The 18,751-nt window shown below is 40.2% G+C and carries 16 protein-coding genes; 7 read left to right on the forward strand and 9 right to left on the reverse strand.

Going from position 1 to position 18,751, the window contains the following annotated elements:
• Positions 1–16: 16 nt before the first annotated feature.
• Entirely contained in the window at positions 17–751 is a 735-nt protein-coding gene (locus tag G500_RS24010) for a peptidylprolyl isomerase (protein WP_245574505.1), read from the forward strand.
• A gap of 175 nt (positions 752–926) precedes the next feature.
• Entirely contained in the window at positions 927–2,669 is a 1,743-nt protein-coding gene (locus G500_RS0117455) for a mechanosensitive ion channel family protein (protein ID WP_051203811.1), read from the forward strand.
• A gap of 354 nt (positions 2,670–3,023) precedes the next feature.
• Here the strand turns inward: G500_RS0117455 and G500_RS0117465 are convergent, their stop codons facing one another.
• The 3 genes from G500_RS0117465 to G500_RS0117475 form a co-directional block, all read right to left on the reverse strand.
• Entirely contained in the window at positions 3,024–3,641 is a 618-nt protein-coding gene (locus G500_RS0117465; protein ID WP_027003486.1) for a hypothetical protein, read from the reverse strand.
• A 344-nt stretch (positions 3,642–3,985) separates the two neighbouring features.
• Positions 3,986–4,759 carry a hypothetical protein gene (locus G500_RS0117470; protein ID WP_027003487.1) on the reverse strand — a complete coding sequence of 258 codons (774 nt, stop codon included), beginning with the start codon at positions 4,757–4,759 and terminating at the stop codon, positions 3,986–3,988.
• 141 nt (positions 4,760–4,900) lie between these two features.
• Positions 4,901–5,716, reverse strand: coding sequence for a hypothetical protein (locus tag G500_RS0117475; protein WP_154657212.1), 816 nt, complete (start codon positions 5,714–5,716; stop codon positions 4,901–4,903).
• Between the two features lie 181 nt (positions 5,717–5,897).
• Between G500_RS0117475 and G500_RS0117480 the strand changes: the two genes are divergently transcribed.
• Together G500_RS0117480 and G500_RS24015 are read left to right on the forward strand one after the other, a co-directional pair.
• Positions 5,898–9,308, forward strand: coding sequence for a DEAD/DEAH box helicase (locus G500_RS0117480; protein WP_027003489.1), 3,411 nt, complete (start codon positions 5,898–5,900; stop codon positions 9,306–9,308).
• 49 nt (positions 9,309–9,357) lie between these two features.
• On the forward strand, positions 9,358–10,800 hold the full coding sequence (locus G500_RS24015) for a UvrD-helicase domain-containing protein (protein ID WP_051203813.1): 1,443 nt from the start codon (positions 9,358–9,360) through the stop codon (positions 10,798–10,800).
• Between the two features lie 671 nt (positions 10,801–11,471).
• Here G500_RS24015 and G500_RS0117490 read toward each other — a convergent pair.
• The 4 genes from G500_RS0117490 to G500_RS0117510 all read right to left on the reverse strand — a co-directional run bounded on the left by G500_RS0117490 (position 11,472) and on the right by G500_RS0117510 (position 14,906).
• The gene (locus G500_RS0117490; RefSeq protein ID WP_342664616.1) at positions 11,472–12,272 is read right to left on the reverse strand and encodes a DedA family protein; all 801 of its coding nucleotides are present in this window, start codon (positions 12,270–12,272) and stop codon (positions 11,472–11,474) included.
• 3 nt (positions 12,273–12,275) lie between these two features.
• Positions 12,276–13,793, reverse strand: a complete 1,518-nt coding sequence (locus G500_RS0117495) for a GH3 auxin-responsive promoter family protein (RefSeq protein ID WP_027003491.1) — start codon at positions 13,791–13,793, stop codon at positions 12,276–12,278.
• Positions 13,794–14,261: 468 nt separating this feature from the next.
• Positions 14,262–14,522 carry a 30S ribosomal protein S20 gene (gene rpsT / locus G500_RS0117505; RefSeq protein WP_027003492.1) on the reverse strand — a complete coding sequence of 87 codons (261 nt, stop codon included), beginning with the start codon at positions 14,520–14,522 and terminating at the stop codon, positions 14,262–14,264.
• 108 nt (positions 14,523–14,630) lie between these two features.
• The gene (locus G500_RS0117510) at positions 14,631–14,906 is read right to left on the reverse strand and encodes a hypothetical protein (protein ID WP_027003493.1); all 276 of its coding nucleotides are present in this window, start codon (positions 14,904–14,906) and stop codon (positions 14,631–14,633) included.
• Here G500_RS0117510 and G500_RS26070 point away from each other — a divergent pair.
• The 3 genes from G500_RS26070 (at position 14,901) to rpsU (ending at position 16,995) form a co-directional block, all read left to right on the forward strand.
• On the forward strand, positions 14,901–15,056 hold the full coding sequence (locus G500_RS26070; protein WP_161626153.1) for a hypothetical protein: 156 nt from the start codon (positions 14,901–14,903) through the stop codon (positions 15,054–15,056). The two genes, G500_RS0117510 and G500_RS26070, sit on opposite strands and share 6 nt — an antisense overlap.
• Positions 15,057–15,162: 106 nt before the next feature.
• Positions 15,163–16,617, forward strand: a complete 1,455-nt coding sequence (locus G500_RS0117520; protein WP_027003494.1) for a hypothetical protein — start codon at positions 15,163–15,165, stop codon at positions 16,615–16,617.
• A gap of 180 nt (positions 16,618–16,797) precedes the next feature.
• Positions 16,798–16,995 carry a 30S ribosomal protein S21 gene (gene rpsU / locus G500_RS0117525; RefSeq protein ID WP_027003495.1) on the forward strand — a complete coding sequence of 66 codons (198 nt, stop codon included), beginning with the start codon at positions 16,798–16,800 and terminating at the stop codon, positions 16,993–16,995.
• Between the two features lie 453 nt (positions 16,996–17,448).
• On the opposite strand, the gene G500_RS0117535 is transcribed toward rpsU, so the two are convergent.
• Both G500_RS0117535 and G500_RS25245 read right to left on the reverse strand, forming a co-directional pair.
• Positions 17,449–17,970, reverse strand: a complete 522-nt coding sequence (locus G500_RS0117535; protein ID WP_027003496.1) for a flavodoxin — start codon at positions 17,968–17,970, stop codon at positions 17,449–17,451.
• A gap of 164 nt (positions 17,971–18,134) precedes the next feature.
• The gene (locus G500_RS25245; protein WP_027003497.1) at positions 18,135–18,746 is read right to left on the reverse strand and encodes a SirB2 family protein; all 612 of its coding nucleotides are present in this window, start codon (positions 18,744–18,746) and stop codon (positions 18,135–18,137) included.
• Between the last annotated feature and the right edge of the window lie 5 nt (positions 18,747–18,751).

Raw genomic sequence — 18,751 nt, forward strand, 5'->3', positions numbered from 1 at the left:
CCTTTATCTTTTTGATATGAAAAAATGCAGTTTGCTCTTTTGGGTTGGCTTGATAGGGCTTTTTGTAGCCTTTAGCAGTTGCCAATCTACTCATTCTCAAAATGTTAATAACGAAGAAAACCCCCAAACTTCGACCACTCAAACCACCGTTCCTATGCTCTCTCCACAAGAAATGGAGGCGAAAAAAGCCCCTGTCATTACCATCGAAACCCAATTTGGGAATATGGATTTAATCCTCTACAACGAAACCCCTTTGCACAAGGAGAACTTTCTCAAACTGGCAAAAGAAGGTTTTTATGATAACACCACTTTCCATCGCGTCATCAAAGGCTTTATGATTCAGGGCGGCGACCCGCTCTCGAAAGACCCTGCCACGCGCATGCAAGCAGGCACAGGAGGACCCAATTATACCATTCCTGCCGAAATGGTGCCACATCTCAAACACCTAAAAGGTGCATTGGCGGCGGCACGAAAGGGCGATAATGTGAATCCAAAGCGCGAGTCGAGCGGCTCACAATTTTATATCGTACAAGATGCAATGGGCTGCCAACACCTAAACGGGCAATATAGCGTCTTCGGACAAGTGGTGCGCGGCTTAGAAGTCATCGACAGCATTGCGGCACAACCGCAAAGAGCGTCCAGCGTTCCTGCGCAAGATATTTTCATGAAAATGAGTGTAAAAGAACTTTCTTTGGCTAAAATTCAGAAAGAATATAATTTTGTCTTTCCCGATTTGAAACCACAGGAATAAAACCAAAAGGCAGCAGGGTCAAGTTCGATAAAAGGCGTTTTACTTTCAAAGCTAAGACGAAATAAAATTTGGCATAAACCCTATTTTTAGGGCTTGACCTCACCGCCCGAAATAGGGGCAGGTTCAATTCTGCTCCTATTTACTTCAAGATTTTATTACCAAAAACCCCAACAAGATGTCTTATCAGAACAAGTCTATTTCTTTTTTTACCATTCAAAAACCATTTAAAAAAGGCTTTTTTAGTCTGATTTCCACTTTTTTTCTTGTCTTTTTGCCTTTTCTTACCATTTTGGCGCAAGAAAAGCCCAATGAAAATACAACAGAAAGCACAAAAGTTTTAGTAGATTTGAGCAGCCCCTATCATACCATTTATAGTTTTTTGGCAAATCTACAAAAGGATAGCTTCAACCCCGAAGAGGCGGCACGCACCTTTCCCAACTTGGGCTATACCGAAGCCGAAAAAGCGGAATTAGCTATCAAATTGATTCAAATTTTAGACGGACGCGGAATTTTTGTGCATTTAGAAACTTTGCCACGCCAAAACGACCACCTCGATAGCGTTAATAAAAAAGCCCAATATGTCATTTCAGAACGCCTGCCCCAAATTTATGTAGAAAAAATAGGCGATAAGTGGTATTTTTCTAAAAGTAGTGTAGAAGCCATTGCCTTGCTTCACAAGCAAACCTATCCTTTGGGCTTGTCTAAACTTGTAAATTGGCTGCAAAAAGATGCGAAAAATAAATTTATGGGCGTTTGGCTTTGGCAATATGTAGCAGTGGCTTGTCTGATTTTATTGACTTTTATTTTGCACAAAGTATTCAGTTTATTTTTCCGTCGTATTCTTATCAAATTTATATCCAAATTAGAACGCACCGACTCTATCAAAGAATTGGTACAGTCTATCGCGAACCCCATCAGTTTGTTTTTAGTCTTTTGGCTTTTTTCCAAACTTTTCCCTGTGCTTTCCCTCCCTGTGGAGGTTACTTACTATGTTCTCTTGGCGGTAGAAATTGCCTTGCCCGTTTTTGTGATGTTGGTAGCCCTGCGTTTGGTAGATTTTGTTAGTTATCATCTCAAAAGAATAGCGGCAAACACTTCTACCACGATGGACGACCAACTTGTGCCTTTGGTGCAAAAAATTGGTAAGATTGCCGTCGTTGCAGTAGCGATAATCTATGCCTTGCAGCGTTTGGAATTTAATATCACCGCCCTATTAGCAGGGGTTTCTATCGGTACGTTGGCTTTCGCTTTGGCAGCCCAAGATACGATACGCAATCTTTTTGGTTCGATTATGATTTTCATAGACCGACCCTTTCAAGTAGGCGATTGGATAAATCTTTCGGGCTTGGAAGGAACGGTGGAAGAAGTCGGTTTTCGCTCCACACGCATCAGAACCTTCTACGATTCGGTTATTTCTATCCCCAACGGCAAACTCGCCGATATGACCATCGACAACATGGGACTGCGCCAGTACCGCCGCTATCGCACCATGCTCACCCTAACCTACGACACGCCCCCTGCCCTTTTAGAGGCTTTTGTCTTGGGTGTGAGGCAACTTATCGAGGCGCACCCCCATACGCGCAAGGATAGTTATGCCGTTTATTTTAATGAATTTGGAAACACTTATTTAGGCGTTTTATTAAATACTTTTTTCATTACCCCTGATACCCCTGCCGAATTTGCAGCCAAACAGGAACTTATGTTGCAAATCCTACACTTGGCAGAGGAATTGGGTGTGCGCTTTGCCTTTCCTACCCAAACGCTGCACATAGAGGATTTTCCCGAAAAGAAGTCCCTAACGCCAACTTTTCAGACCGAAAAACTGCAAAAAAATGCCCTCGAAGGGCAAGTAGCGGCATTTATTAAAAAAATAGAAGCCCAAAACAAAGAGCGCGAAGAAAAAGAAAAAGGTTGGTAAAATAAACCAACAACAACTTTTTCAAGACTAAGAACACAAAAAAGCTGACTGCCTAAAACGAGGCTGTCCAAAAAGTCCTTTTCATAAAATGTAGCCAAATAAAGCTTGGTTTTGTTATTTCAAAGGCTTCAAAAACTTCATATCATAGGGTTTACAAACGCTATGATATGAAGTTTTCATTATTATTCAGTCTAAAAACAAAATTAAATTTGGTAGCAAAAAAAGAAACTGCCCTTTTGGATACCTTCTTATGCAAGTTTGAGATTTGCGGAATGGACAAGTCTTAGTAAGCCTAAGATTTAGTTTTGTTTTTTAGTTAGGGGAATACTACGCGCGGCAGGGGGAAGTCCTACATTACTCATCTTCTTCGGGCGGATTGATTCGGCTGGGAAGGTAAAATTCTTTTACTCTTTCTTCCTTATTTTTCGTTGTATAATCAACTATATAAAATGAATAATATAATAAACTTGGCTTTTGATAATGTAATGTTGTTGGTTCTACGGAATGAATTTGAACAGTGTTATCGCCTACAAACCAGCCTTCTAGAAGGTTATAAAGTCCTGTAGTATCAGACATTTCAAAAGATGTTTCACACATCATGTATTCAATATCGTTTTTTTTGATAATAATAGGCTTGTAACTACTACTTAATATTTGAATTATTTTATTTTCTTTTTTGAAAAAAAATATTGATTCTTCTTTCGAAATATGTGAAGAAAGTACATTTATACTAATATTCTTATTATAATGATTTTTAATATAAAACATGAACTTAACAAGAACTTGATATTTTTTCTTGCTACTATTAGTATCATTTTGCAGAATTTTGTTTATAGCACAAGATACAAGACTACTAGAATCTTTTAAATTTATATGTATTTTTTGCGTATTTTGTTTTTTTACAATGTCTTTTTTATCAAAAGTACAAAAAGATAACAAAACAGATATAATTATTATTAGTATTTTTTTCATTATTTTTTATTGTTTTTTTATATAAATTAAAAAGTAAGTTTAAATACTGACTCTCTGAAATCTTCCCCCCTGCTGGGCGCAGCCTCCGACTACGACCTATCAGTAGGGCAAATCTTAGATTTGCATTGCAAGATACTACAAAAATAGCAGGAAGCAAATATAAAATGCTATTTTGTAAGTATTTTTGTAGCAGCCCCCCTCGCAAATCTAAGATTTGCGGAATTGATAAGGCTTAGTCGCAGACTAAGCCTAACTTTTAATTTTGTTTTTTAATTATTTGAAGACTACGCACAGCAGGAGTTTGTTGTTGGCGTTGGGGATATGACAATGAAAAAAATATTATCTTAACAATCGTATGGTAACGTAGGAAAATAATATATCAACTTATCATTTATGATTAAAGAAGTTACACATAATTTTCCGTATGAAGAATAAAAAATAATATCTTGTATGATATAGACATCACCATTTTTTGTTGTTAATGTATAATGTGAATATAAAGGGTCTATAGTTTCTAATTTATCCTTAATTTTAAAATCATTCATTACAATTTTAAGTACATTATATTTATTTGCGAGTTTTAGTCTTTCGTTTTTTTCCTCTGTATAATATTTATTATATTTTATTATTTCACTAGCTGTTTGTAATAAGTATGACGCATCTTTGAAAACAGCTTTATCAGCTACACTGTCAATTACCAATGAGGCAGAAGGAATATGCATATATCGCTCTACTCCATCTACAAATCCAATGTCTGAAACCTTTTTTTGTAGCTCATAATCAAAATCAGATTCATGCCATTTCTCTATTTTAGTATAGTCATCATTAGATATGCAGTATAAAAACTGGTCTTTATTAGGATAATATAGCTCAGAATAATAAAAATATGAATTATCATCATACGAAACTTTAAAAGCTATAAAGGGTGGTATTTTTGTGCTATATGCACTACACAAAATAGTAATAATACAAATAAATCTTATCATTTTATTTTTTGTGAAAATGAAAGTGGTCTTTATGGTCATCCCCCCCGTTGGGCGTAGTCTCCGACTACGACCTATCAGTGCGGCAAATCTTTGATTTGCGTTGTAAGATACTGCAAAAATAGCAGGAAGCAAATATAAAATGCTATTTTGTAAGTATTTTTGTAGCCCCCCCCTCGCAAATCTAAGATTTGCTGGATTGATAAGTCTTAGTCGCAGACTAAGCCTAACATTTAATTTTATTTTTTAATTATTTGAAAACTACGCACAGCAGGATTATGAAATCAGTTCAAATATTTTATCAAACATTTTATCTGATTCGTTTTTTTTATATTTTAGATGTGCTGAATAGTTTTTATCATTGAGTATAATAAGTACTATCATTATAAAGTAAAATGGTTCAATATTGTGTATATAGTTGTATTTTCCTTTTAAAGTACGCATCAATGATATGAGATTTATATTGTTTGGGTGTTTGTCTATTTCTATGTCAATAAGAACACTTCCACTTATCATTTTTGCATCTAAAATATTTTTATTGAAAACTTTTTCTTGATTTACAAATATTTCTCTTAAAAAATCATTATCATAAAATTTTTCTATAGAATCAGAAACAGAAATAGAATATACTTCTATACGAAATATATTTTTACTTAATTCTTCTAATCTAAATATAGGCTCTATACATACAAGAATTAAACTATTTTTATTTTTTAATAAAATATCTATTTTTTCTAAACCTGAAACATCAAACTTGTCCATATTGAGTAAGTTTTGTTTTTGCTTCGAAAATATGACTTCAATTTTTGAAAAACCACTTCCGTTAGGAGTAGCTCCTGTTATAGTTGCCTCCTTAAATCCTTTAGATTTAAGCCAACTACCTGTGTGCGTTTCCCATGCTGCCTTTTTCATAGCATCTTTCTGAGTAATTCCCGCTTCTTGTGCTAAAATACTTTGATATGCTGCATTAAATTTGTCCAAATTGCTTGCCATGTAGCCCCCCCCTGCTGGGCGTAGTCTCCAACTACGACCTATCAGTAGGGCAAATCTTAGATTTGCGCTGCAAGATACTACAAAAATAGCAGGAAACAAATATAAAATGCTATTTTGTAAGTATTTTTGTAGCAGCCCTCTTTGCAAGTTTGAGATTTGAAGAATTGATAAGGCGTAATCTGCGACTAAGCCTAAGATTTAGGCATAGCCACTCGAAAAAGTAGCTTTAAATGATACTTTTTTGTATCTTTGCTACCTTTGCCAAACAAATTCTCTTCCCATGCTGGTTCGCCTTAATGAAATAGAAAGCCGCTATTTTTACGATTTATTGTTTAATATCGTAACCGACCCCAACGACCCACCGCTCAAAAAACGCCTTTATGCCGTTCATAACGTCTTTCTTTCCCTACTCAATACGCTAACCGAAGACCGCCAAAAGCAACTTTTTACAGGCTGGCACGCCAAAATCAATTTCATTTGTCAGGCTTACGGATTAGGTGAAAGTTGGGAAGAAGAACTCCAAGCCCTGCGTCGGACTTTGAGAGGCAATGTACTTAGTAAATTTTATCACCCTACGCCTGCTGTCTATAAGGCTTGTGTGGCAGGTGTGGTGAAACTCTTGCAAGTTTTTACAACTGTATCACCCAACGAAGAAATCCTTGCACTTTATCAGGGTGAAGAATTGCCTTCGCTTATCCGTCGCAAAAAGCCCGAGGGCATCGTGCCTTTTCTTTTCGGAACGGTAGTCGCCAAAGAGGAATACGGCAAAAGCACCCCCACCGAAGGCGAAACGCAAAGCAAACCGACGGCACATTTTTGGCTTTCCACCGAAGAATTTGGCAAGGTGCGTATCGCCGTTTCCGATATTACGATTTATTTTCAGGGCAAATTGCACCACCATTACCGCCTAAGCGAGGAGGTGCGCCGCCTAAGTCTTTACGTTCCCATTTGCCTAACCGACGTAGAGCCGATGGACGACACTTATTTTGCCACTACCGACTCTTCGCTTTTGGTTCTAAACCCCGATTATTTAGTAGATGCTTCTATTATTGCCAAATGTTTTACCTACAAAAGTGGTACGCCTTTTTTATATTTGCAAAGTAGGCTACAATTTTTTGAAGGAAATGATAAGACCCTAAAAGGAAAAATTGTAAATGATTTGTTAGATAAAATTATCGATAATCCTACCGTTAGCTTTGAAAAATCTTTCGGCGAAGCCCTCAAAGACAATGCCTTAGACGCTGCCTTTATCGAAAAAGAACTGCTGCTCGAAATTCGCGACCAAGCGAAGTATCAGTTTGGCATTTTGCTTCGCGCTATGCAAAATTATCAAGACAATATTTTAACTACTGAACCTACCTTTATTTCTAATCAATACGGCTTACAAGGGCGTATCGACGTGCTAATTGAACACAAAGAACAGCCCCAAAGAAAGGACATTCTCGAACTAAAAAGTGGGAAACCGCCCCAAGAAACAGGTTGGAAAAATGATTTAATTCAGGTAGCTTGTTACAACCTCCTCCTCGATAGCACCTTTGCCGATAGGCGCGGCATCAGTGCCTTGCTTTATTCGGCTGACGCACAAACGCCTTTGCGCGACTGTGGCAAATTAAACTTTGAACAACAAAGAGCTATGGAGATGCGCAATAAAATCGTAGCCATGGATACTTGGCTGGCGCAGGCAGACGAAAAAGTGTTCGACCATTTTCTCAAACGCATCGAAGATGCCAAGCCTTTTCAAAACGTCATCGACCAAGCAAAAAAGTTTCAAGACCTTTGGGATACGGCTTCGCCCTTAGATAGAGCCTATTTTATCGAGTTTGTGGGCTTGGTCATGCGCGAGGCGATGGTTGCCAAAGTAGGCGGCGTGATTGGCACAGAGCCAGCGGAAGGCTTCGCAACGCTTTGGAAAAATACAAAAATGCAAAAAAATGATAACTTTGTTTTGTTGTCAGATTTGTATTTATTAGAGTGGGATTCGGAAGAAAACCTGCTACACCTACAAAGAAATCAACAGAATGGCGAAATTACGGCTTTCCGCAAAGGCGATATTGTTGTCATTTATCCTACCGAAGCCGACGGCGAACTGCAACCCCTCAAATACCAAATCTTGAAGGGCAATATCGAAGAAATTTCAGCCCAAAAAGTAAAAGTGCGCCTTTGGAGCAGGCACGTCAGCGAAGGATTTTTTCGCAGTTATTCGCATTGGGCTATCGAGCCGAACCTTTTGGAACGCAGTTTCAACGACCTTTTGGCTTCTTTGGCTACTTTTTTAGCCGCCGACAAATCCAAAAAGGATTTGATTTATGGCAAAACGCGCCCTACTTTCGCCACGCCCCCTACCTTAGCCGCAATAGATTATAGTCAGATTGCAAATTTGGGTGAGGAACAAAACCAAATTTTAAAACAAGCACTTTCGGCAAAGGACTATTTTCTCTTGCAAGGTCCTCCGGGTACAGGCAAGACTTCTAAGATGCTTCGCAATATGGTCTATCATTTATACCATTATACCAACGAAAACGTCGTCTTGCTTGCCTTTACAAACCGCGCCACCGACGAAATTTGCCAAAAAGTAGAGCAAGTCTGTGGCGCAGACTTCGTGCGCTTAGGCAACTTCAAAGAAGGCGACGATTTTTATACAAATAGTTTGAAAAGTGCAAAAAATTTACAGGAACTAAAATTAAAAATTCGCGATACACGCATCTTTGTTTCTACTGTTTCCTCTTTTTATAGCAATTTGCGCCTTTTAGATTTTAAAAAGTTTCAGACCTTAATTGTAGATGAAGCCTCCCAACTTTTAGAGCCTCATCTTTGCGGCATTATGTCGCGTTTTGAGCGTTTTATTTTGATTGGGGACGAAAAGCAGCTTCCTGCGGTTGTGGCACAGCCCGAAAAACTTTGTGCAACCGAAAAAGAGCCGCTACACCAAATCGGTATTCACAATTTGGGGCGTTCTGTTTTTGAAAGGCTCATAGAAAATGCCGAAAATAAGGGCTGGACAGAGGCTTATGCCATGCTTTCTACCCAATTTCGCACCCACCAAGACATCGCCGAATTTATCTGCACTACCTTTTACAAAACCCTAAAAGCAGGTTCGCCACGCCAATTCGAACCACTACCGCACCTCGAAAAGCCGCTAACGCTACTCCAAGATAGCATAGAAGTTTCGGAAAAAGAAAAAACTTTTTATCAGAAAATACAAGAAAAATTAGTAACCAAAAGGCTACTTTTGATTGATGTTCCCACAGAGCGCAATATGAAATTTCACCAAAAAGAAGCCGAAATCGTAGTCAAAATTTTAAACTTAATTAGAAAAAAATATGAAAACACGCCTCATTTTCAGGCAGAAACGGTAGGCGTAATTACGCCCTATCGCGCACAAATTGCGGAAATCTACAAACATTTAGACGAAGAATTGCGCCAAAAAGTAAGCATAGATACCGTAGAACGCTATCAGGGCAGCGAGCGCGATATTATTATCCTTTCTATGGCGACGAACTATCCCGCCCAGATGCGTTTTTTGCAGGCTTTTAATCAAAGCCAAACAGTGGATAAAAAGTTGAATGTAGCCCTTAGCCGTTGCAGAGAACAACTAATTTTGATAGGAAATTTAGACTTATTAAAACAAGGAAAGTTTTATCAGGCTTTTTTAGAATGGGCAGCCCAGCGGGTAGAAATTTTAAAGTTCTGATGTTTATTTTTAAAAAATCAATCTCAAAATTCATAAAAATAAATTTCACATGCAACTTACCGCCGAGCAGCAAGCCATCTTAGCCACTGACCAAGACCTAACCATCGAGGCTGCCGCAGGCGCAGGCAAAACCACAACCCTACTCGAATATGCCGCCAGCCGTCCGCCCGAAAGTCTAATTTTGTATTTGGCTTTCAATAAAATCACAAAAGAGGAGGCGCAGATGCGGGTGGCGCGAAAAAATCTGCACAATGTGTGGGTAGAAACCGCACATGCTTTGGCGTACCGACTGATGAAAAAACAATTTGCACAGCCTTTGGTGGCAGCACTTCCGCTTTGGCAGCTAAAAGCGGCCTTGGACACAAAAAACCATGCCAGCGTGTATCATGCCCTGCAATGGGCAACTGCATTTTGTCATAGCCAAGAAAAAAAAGTAGCAGAAGTGCCTTATTTAGAAGGACTTAGCGAAAGAAATTCCTTTGATTTTGTTTGTAAATATGAGGCGCAAATCCTAAGACAAGCGCGTCTGATTTTGGCGTTTCAGGAGCAGGGGAAATTACCCCTAACGCATGATTTTTATTTAAAAAAATACCAACTTTCAAATCCTATCTTAAACTTTGATTATATCTTATTTGACGAAGGACAAGATGCCTCGCCTGTCATGCTCGATATTTTTTTCAGACAAAAGGCGAAAAAAATTTTAGTGGGCGATTCAAATCAGCAAATTTATAGTTGGCGAAATGCCATCAACGCCCTGCAAGATAGCCCTTTTGAGCGAAAATTTCTTACAGAAAGTTTTAGATTTAATACCAAAATTGCAGAAAAAGCACAAGAGATTATAAATTGGAAAAAAATAGGAAACCCAAACTTTGAAAGTAAAAACTTTCAAGGCGCACCGCAAGCGATAAACAGCACACAACCCGATGCCTTAATAGCTCGCACGAATTTGGAACTTTTAGAACGCGCCATTTCTGAAATTTTCCACAAAAAAAGCATCAATCGCTACCATTTTGAAGGCGATTTGGCTTCTTATACCTACATCGAAAATGGCGCGTCCATCTTGGACTTATTACAATTAAGGCAAAACAATTTAAAGGCGATTCAAGACCCTATTATCCGACAGATGCGTTCTTTTGAAGAATTGAGCCATTATGCAAACTGCACAGATGAAAAACAACTCAAATTTTTATTAGAAATTGTACGAAAATATGGAAACGAATTGCCCTTTTTACTCAAAAAATTACAAGAAAATCATCTAAAAGTAGAAGAAAAAAAATGGGCGGAGATGGTCTTTGCCACCGCTCACCGAGCCAAAGGCAATGAGTATAGGCGCGTACATCTGACGGCTGATTTTATTAACAAAGGACAAATTTTGACTTTAAAAAAAGAAAATAAGTTAGATTTAAAAACACAAGAAAAAATCAAGGAAGAAATCAATATCTTGTATGTAGCGGTTACACGCGCACAGGAGGACTGTATTTTTTATGATTAGTTTTCAAAAAATTGTTTTTACGAAGTTTATTTACAAGTCTTTGTTTTAAACTTTATTTCATTTCTAATTTTTCTACTTCGAGTTTTTCTACTTCGAGTCTTGCGGCTTTCTAAAAACGCGCCGCCCTAAAAAAGATAATACCGCCATAGGCGGTAACATCTCCTTCTACTCACTAACAAAGTTGCGCCCTGCTTTTGGCAAAACGACTTTAAGGGTGCTTTCTCAAAAGGCTCACCCTTTGGCAAGCCTTTATTTTGGAAAGCGAAGTTTTTTTCTCTTTCGAGCGTTATTTGTTTTTCTATCAATAGGGCAGAAAGTGGGTTGCACTTTCTAAAAGTTGTAAGTTGGAAAGAATTTCCTGCTTGCCAATCGCAAGGCAGAAAAACGAGTAAGCACGTTTTTGAAAAGGTTTGCTTTTTATCAAGGCGAAATTTAAAATGAATTAAAAAACGAACTGATAAAGCGTTGCCTTTGGGTCAGTTATTGAGTCGTTAAGTTTATTTTGGTAGGCATTTAAAAGCTACGCGAGTCTTACCCTTGTAAGTTTTGCAGTGCCTACTCTTTTAAGACCCAAGCGAGCAAAAAAGCGTTGCATGGGTTTCTATTTTTTTTGAAAAAAAGAGATTCCTAAGAAAGGCGATTTTCTTTTTTAGGGTATAATAAACTGATAATCAGGCGTTTTTTCTTAATTTGGCTTTCAAAAACTCGAAGATAGCAGGCAGGATTGAGATGATAATAATAGCGACAATGACCGAAGAAAAGTTTTTCTGCACAAAAGGGTGCGTACCAAAGAGGTAGCCTGCAAAGAGCAAAGAGCCTATCCATACAAAAGCTCCCACGACATTGTAGAGCAAAAATTGGCGATAAGACATCGTGCCTACCCCTGCCACAAAGGGCGCGAAAGTGCGGATAATGGGAATAAAACGCGCAATGATGATGGTCTTGCCGCCATGTTTTTCATAAAAAGCCTGTGTTTTTAAAAGGTATTCTTTTTTGATAAAACGAATATTTAAACTAAAAACTCTATCGCCTAAATATTTGCCGATATGATAGTTGAGGGTATCGCCCAAGACCGCCGCTACAAACAGCAGAGCCGCCAAAAGCCAAACATTAAGCCCGCTGGCAGGATTGGCAGCCAAAGAACCCACTGCAAAAAGAAGCGAGTCGCCGGGCAGAAAAGGCAAGACCACGACCCCTGTTTCCAAGAAGATGATGCCAAACAAGATAAGGTATGTCCAAGTCCCGTATTGGGAAGTAATTTCAGTTAGATATTTGTCTAAATGTAAGACAATGTCTATAAATTTTTGAATAAACTCCATGCGAAAGAGGGGAAAACGGGTAGATGAGGGTTGGAAAAAGCGGATAGGAAAGTGGATAGGACGCAAGTTGCCCCTGCAAAAGTACGTTTTTTTATAGTAAATCATACAAGAGAAAACCAGCAAAGGGGCGGTAAAGCCCTTTTCAGTCGTCATTTTTTAAAAAAACAACTTTTGTAATTGGTCTGCCATCTGTCTGTCGTTGGTTAGGCGCGGAACTTTATTTTGTCCTCCTAATTTTCCGATACTTTTCATATAAAGTTCGAAACCTTCGGCAGGCAGGGCGCGAACTTGGGCAGTACGCAAGATAGAGCCTTTTATCAAATCGTAATAATAACTATTTTGACTTTGCAGGGCTTGGTCTAAATCTTTGCTAAAAGCCTCTAAATCAGCAGGTTTAGATTCGAAAGCAACCCACCACTCGTGATAGGGCAAGCCCCCTTCGGGCGGCGTAACCTGCGGCGCAACGCTAAACTCCCTGATGCGCACCTCGCTGTGTTTTTCCATCGCCAGACGCATCGCCGTTTCTACCTCTTTGCCAATGACGTGTTCGCCAAAAGCCGAAATGTAGTGTTTAATTCTGCCTGCAAACAAAATTTTATAGGGCTTTTTAGACACAAAACGCACCATATCGCCAATACTATAACCCCAAAGTCCTGCATTGCTATTGATGATAAGGGCGTAATTTTGGTTTAATTCCACTTCCGAAATACTCAAACGCGGAGGGTTGGGGTCATGATATTGTTCGGCAGGAATAAACTCAAAAAATATCCCACTATTTAGCAAAAGCAACAAACTATTATCCTGCTGCTCATCTTGATACGCAAAAAAGCCTTCGGAGGCAGGAAAAGTCTCGATGCTATCTATTTTTTTCCCAATGGAATCGAACAATTTGGCGCGATAGGGTTCGAAATTGACCCCTCCATAGACAAAAAGCGAAAAGTTGGGGAAAATTTCGCTAATGGTTTTGCCGCCACTTCGCGCTTGCAACCTATCAAAATACATCTGCACCCAAGGCGGAATACCCGAAATCAGCGACATGTCGGCTTGCAAGGTTTCTTCTATGATGCGCTCCAATTTTTGCTCCCAATCCTCGATGCAATTAGTGGCGTAGCTTGGTTTTTGATTGCTGCGAAGGTAGGCAGGTACGTGATGATTGACAATGCCCGAAAGCCTGCCCGTATGAATCCCCGCCTTTTGCTCCAAAATCGGACTTCCCGAAAGAAAGATAAGACTTTTATCTAAAAAAGTAGCCTTTTTGCTTTTATGAATGTAGGTCAGAAGGGCATTTCGCGCCGAATTGATGTGGTTGGGAATCGAGTCGCGCGTCAGGGGAATGTATTTTGTACCCGAAGTAGTACCCGAAGTTTTGGCAAAATAGGCAGGCTTTCCTCTCCAAAGCACGTCCTTTTCACCTTTCAAGATGCGCTCGATGTAGGGTTTGAGTCCTTCGTAATCCACAATGGGAACGGCTTTTTTAAAAGCCTCGTATCTTTGATTGGCAGGAAGGTGCAATAAATCGTTAAAAAAATGGTCTTTCCCAAACTGCGTATGGGCAGCCTCTTTGAGCAATCTGAACAGCCATTGGGCTTGCAGAGCTTCGGAATGGGCAATCCACTTATTTTGTTGTGCCACTACATAGGCGGCTAAGGGGCGACTAAGCAAGGAACGGAGCATGTGGCTTTCTTTTTTAGACTTCTTTTTTTTAGCTTTTTTCTGGGCTTTTTGCAAAGAATAGATGTTGTTGCAACGATAAAAGCCTTAAATGCACCCGCCCCCAAATCCCTCCCCGAAGGGCAGTAATGTTAAGTTCTATGAAAGGACTTGTTTTGTGAAATTAGAAACGAAATAAAATTTGAACAGAACCCTATTTTTGGGTCTGAAAACCTTTTTATTTCAATCTCACTGCGGACAAGGCAATGCCTTGTCCCTACATTTGCATCTAATTTTTAGAATTTAACATCACTGGGGCAAGGTGGGAGTGCAGGAGGTTTGCTCGAAACACAAAACCTTATTTTTGACCTTCTGACTGCTGCAACAACGCCCAAAGATAGCGATTATCATTGTCCCTAACACAAAAAAGCCATCGCAAGGCATGTGCTTTGCAATGGCTTTTATCTTTTGCCTTTAAAAAAGGCGCGAAAATTAGGCTTGCTTCAATTTATTGATGTGCTTTGCCAATTTAGACTTTTTGTTAGACGCATTATTTTTGTGAATAATGTTTCTTTTCGCCAACTTATCCAACATGCCGGCTACCTTTGGAAAAAGTGCCTCTGCTTCGGCTACCTCGCTGGTATTGCGAAGGCGTTTCAAGAATGTGCGCGTTGTTTTGAGCTGGTAACGATTGCGAAGGCGTTTTGCCTCGTTAGAGCGAATACGTTTGAGGGCGGATTTATGATTTGCCATGTGTAAAAAAGACGTTTGAAATGAGTTGAGGAGATGATTTCGAAAGCAAGTGGCATCTGCTTCTGAAAAAGGCAATCGCTTTTTAGGGTGCAGATGCAAAGGCAAACACTATCTTAATGGCACAGAAGCCCTATGAACTCGTATAAAATTGAGGAAAGAGAGCCAAATCTGCTCCACAAAACGCGCTTCAACTGTTTTTACAACGGAAAAGAACAGGCAGAGGATAAGTGCGACGCTTGTAGCGAGGGCTGCATTCGAGATAGCATAGTGCCAAGATAGCATCTTACAAGAGCATACTACAAAGGAAAGGGCAGCGACAAGTCGTAAGGGCTTGCCTTTCCCATTTAGGACTGCAAAGATAGAGAGAAGTCCGCTACTTTGCAAATTTTTGACAAGGGAAAAAATAAGGCAGAGGCTTTTCAGGCAGGCAAATTTGACAAAAATCGCCTTTTTGTGCTGCCTTTCTACTTTTTTAAGCCTTCCACTATGAAAATAAAAGCGGCAGAATTAGCCCCACAAGGAAAAAACTCCTAATTTTGCCCCTTGATTTGCATCACCTTCGATGCCCTGAGCATAAAAACGATTTTTTATACCCAAATTATTATACAATATCTCACCCTATTACGATACAAAACTTTGTATGCAAACCTTATTTATCAAGACAAAAAAACCGCTTCCTACCCGTATGCTCCAAATTGCCTTTGTGCTACTAGCGTTGCTTTTCCTAACTGCCTGCTCCTCGAAAGATGAACGGCTAAAAGGCTGGTGGTTTGAAGTCAATACCTTAGAGCCGCAAACGCTGCTTTTTGATGGCGAAAAGATGATTTTCGACAACCAAAAAGAACGCAGTTTTTCTGCCAACGCCGACAAAGGCGAACTCAAAACCGAATGGCTTTCGCTTTCCGAAACCTTCAACTACAAATGTTACAACGATACCCTTATCCTAACCACGCCCGACAAGCGTTTTACCTTTGTAAAAGAAGCCAAACTTGGCAAAGCCGAAGCCCGTCTTTCGCGTTTGGTGCAAATAGAAGCCTCAAAAGCCTACAACGAAGACCCAAATCGCTTTAAAAAGAAAGACAAAAAGAACAAACAAAAGGAAGCACCACGCAAAACCGTTACCGTCAAGGGCGTAGCACTCAAACCTTATGCCTACAAAGAGGTAAAAAGCAAGTTTCACCTGCCCACTTCGGCTGCCAACGCCAAATCTTTCGACAACATTCCCGACGAGGAAACCGTCTTTATGGGAAGTATCGCCTTTGAAGAAGGCGCGGCAGGCGAACTTTTTGTACGCGCAGGCAGAGATAATGCAGGCTGGCTCAAACCTATCTGGGTAGAAACGGTAGAATCCACCTTCAAACGCTATGTCGCCGAAAGACTTTCTACTACCCCGAAGGAAATTTTGATAGAAAAAGCAGAGCAATCGCGCTATGAGGGCAAAATTACCTTCGAAGAAAACGACCAAATGGCGTTTCAAGCCGACTTGCAGCGCGGCTTAATTCCCAAAAATACCGTAGAAGACATGCAGGTCTATGGCAAATATTTCTTGCGCGAATGGTTTGGAAATGGCGTAGAAAGGCTGGCTTTGAAGGAAGAAGGCAAAACAGCCATCTACAAAGGCACTGTTTTTACCAAAAGTGAAAAAGAATTTCCGATTACCCTTTCCGTTATGGACGGCTGGCGCGTTCCTACCGACTTGGAAACGGCACGCATTGCCGTTCCGATGATGCTTTCGGCGCAGCTCAAATCGGCAGTAGAGGTCAAGAACATCAAATTTACCTCCGAAGGCGAACTTGAAGTCTTGGCAAATCAAAGTAAAGTCGGCGATTTTGTCGTTTATACCGACCTAAACCTGCTTTGGTATCCCAAAAAAGACCCCGAAAACATCAAAAAAGGCTTGATTTTACGCATCAATCCGCTACTCAATAAGTCAGAGGTTACCAACGTCGAGCTTTCGCAGGTAGAAGAAGGCATCTATAAAGCCATTCTTACTTTCGACAATGACGAAAAAAAGCAAGAAACCCTCAAAGTCTATCACATCAAAAAACTCTTTACTTGGGAGCTTTGGCAGGAAGCAAAAACTGCTGCGAAGTAGTGTTTTATTGGGTAGGAAGGCTTGTGTTTTACTTCTCTCTGCCTTTCTGCTCGCCATTTTTCCCTGTGAAAACTGCGAAAAAATAGCCTTTCTACCCTGCCAACTTTTTGCGCTTTTGCAAAAAAGTTGTATCTTTGCTGTTCTAAATCAATTCTTACCCTCACCTTTTGCAAATCTCGTATGGTTTCTATCAACGTAAAAGAAAACGAATCTATCGACAAAGCCCTCAAACGCTTCAAGAAAAAATTTGAGAAGGCAGGCGTTTTGCGCGAATATCGCGGTCGCACTTACTTCGAAAAACCTTCTGTGGCACGCCGCAATGAAGTTATCCGCGCTTCTTATCGTCAGAAAATGCAGCAAGAAGCAATGGAAGCCTAATTTGAGAGGCATTTCCTTTTTTGAGGTAGGTTTGAAAAGGGTTTAAAGACCCTTTAAATTAGAGCCTGCCTACAAAAACTTCCTAAATCAGACCTAAGTTGAAAAACAAGTTATTGTCCCCAAATAAGGCAGACAGTAGCAGTTTCCAACTTAGGGCTATTTTTTTGCCTATTTTCAAAACGACAAGACCTTAAAAGGCGTTGTTACAAAGGCGAAAACGTTGAACGCACTTCACCCCAAAACCTATTCAGGTTAAGTTCTGATAAATCGGTTGTTTTTGTAGGGACAAGGCAGTGCCTTGTCCTAAGTTTGATTGAAATAAAACGCTTTTTTCAAACCTAAAATGAGAAAAAAACATTTTTATTTTCTGTGCAATTTGAAAACAAGCAAAATTGAACCACACTCTACCGCCGAAAGTTGCGAAGTTAGAGCTTCGCGCTACTGATGGCGATTTTAGGATTCTACCTCCATGCCAAATTCGGCTAAGACCTGCGGAATCCACTTGGCAAGCCGCTCTTGGGTCAGTTCGGGCTGATTGTCTTCATCTATGGCGACTCCCAAAAATTTGCCGTCGCGCTCGCCTTTGGACTTTTCATAGTCATAGCCTTTGGTGTCCCAATGTCCGACAATCGTTCCGCCCTGCTTTTCTACCACTTCGGCAATCATACCAATAGCATCACAGAACCATTCACCGTACCCCCATTGGTCGCCCAAGCCGAAGATAGCTACCTTTTTGCCACTAAAATCTATGTCGTGAAATTTGGGTAAAATTTCTTCCCAATCGCTTTGCAGTTCGCCATCATACCAAGTAGGTGCGCCAAAGAAGATAAAATCGTAAGGTACAACCGCCTCGGCAGGGTGTTCGCCAAAATTGAAGACATCGACGTTTTCTTCGCCGAGCATATCGCGGATTTGCAGCGCAATATTTTCAGTATTGCCTGTATCCGAACCATAAAAAAGACCAATAATTGCCATTTTTTTGAAGATATAAATTGATACAAAGAGTTAGAGTTTTTGTAGCCTGCCCCTATCTGCGCCACATCAGGAAGAGGCGATAGGCTATTGTAACGGCGTTTGTAAGAAGGCTTTTCCTACCAAAACGCGAAAGTTTTAGTAGGAAATTTCAGTGTGAAAGATTGTTATTTTCTCAAACTTTCTACGTGTTCTACTAAGGCTTTTACCTGTGCGTCCGTCAGGGTTTTATAGGCAGGCATGGCGTTTTTGCCATTTCTGATGATGTTTTCGATTTCGGCAGTGGTAAGGGTAGAGGCTTGCAAACTCTTTGCACCCGAAAGCCCCAATGCGCCGTCGTCGCCATGACAAGCCACGCAACCTGCGGAGGCGTATATTTCTTTGCCCGACTGAACAGAAGCCTCAATCATAACCTTTCCCTTTTGTGCTTTGTTCATTTCGCCCAAGCCATAACTTGCCAAAATCAGCACCACAGAAAGCGAAGCCAAGACTTTGTTGCCCTTTTTAAAACCAATAACCGCCAAAGGAATGGAGGCAAAGACAAGGGCAACTTTGACTAAGAGCAGGTTTGCCATAGGGGTAGCCGTTTGTGTCCAAAGTCCGATACCTGTTGCTAAAAAGAGTACGCTCACTACCATTTCGGCAATGCGTGCGACTTTGCTTTCGCGCAAACGCTCCAATCCTGTGGGGTAGAAAAGCATCATGCCCAATTTGATGACATAAATCAGTAGGAAAATCGTAACGACTAAGCGGTGTGTGTGTAATAAGCCTGTGTACATAGGGT

It is taken from the genome of Hugenholtzia roseola DSM 9546, from assembly GCF_000422585.1.
In the GTDB taxonomy this organism is placed as follows: Bacteria; Bacteroidota; Bacteroidia; order Cytophagales; family Bernardetiaceae; genus Hugenholtzia; species Hugenholtzia roseola.

Bases quoted from the DNA above. Each gene is read 5' to 3' on its own strand.
- G500_RS24010 (WP_245574505.1), top strand. From the start codon at position 17: ATGAAAAAATGCAGTTTGCTCTTTTGGGTTGGCTTGATAGGGCTTTTT.
- G500_RS25245 (WP_027003497.1), bottom strand. From the start codon at position 18,746: ATGTACACAGGCTTATTACACACACACCGCTTAGTCGTTACGATTTTC.
- G500_RS24015 (WP_051203813.1), top strand. From the start codon at position 9,358: ATGCAACTTACCGCCGAGCAGCAAGCCATCTTAGCCACTGACCAAGAC.
- G500_RS0117480 (WP_027003489.1), top strand. From the start codon at position 5,898: ATGCTGGTTCGCCTTAATGAAATAGAAAGCCGCTATTTTTACGATTTA.
- G500_RS0117495 (WP_027003491.1), bottom strand. From the start codon at position 13,793: ATGCTCCGTTCCTTGCTTAGTCGCCCCTTAGCCGCCTATGTAGTGGCA.
- G500_RS0117520 (WP_027003494.1), top strand. From the start codon at position 15,163: ATGCAAACCTTATTTATCAAGACAAAAAAACCGCTTCCTACCCGTATG.
- rpsU (WP_027003495.1), top strand. From the start codon at position 16,798: ATGGTTTCTATCAACGTAAAAGAAAACGAATCTATCGACAAAGCCCTC.
- G500_RS0117535 (WP_027003496.1), bottom strand. From the start codon at position 17,970: ATGGCAATTATTGGTCTTTTTTATGGTTCGGATACAGGCAATACTGAA.
- G500_RS0117490 (WP_342664616.1), bottom strand. From the start codon at position 12,272: ATGACGACTGAAAAGGGCTTTACCGCCCCTTTGCTGGTTTTCTCTTGT.
- G500_RS0117455 (WP_051203811.1), top strand. From the start codon at position 927: ATGTCTTATCAGAACAAGTCTATTTCTTTTTTTACCATTCAAAAACCA.
- G500_RS0117465 (WP_027003486.1), bottom strand. From the start codon at position 3,641: ATGAAAAAAATACTAATAATAATTATATCTGTTTTGTTATCTTTTTGT.
- rpsT (WP_027003492.1), bottom strand. From the start codon at position 14,522: ATGGCAAATCATAAATCCGCCCTCAAACGTATTCGCTCTAACGAGGCA.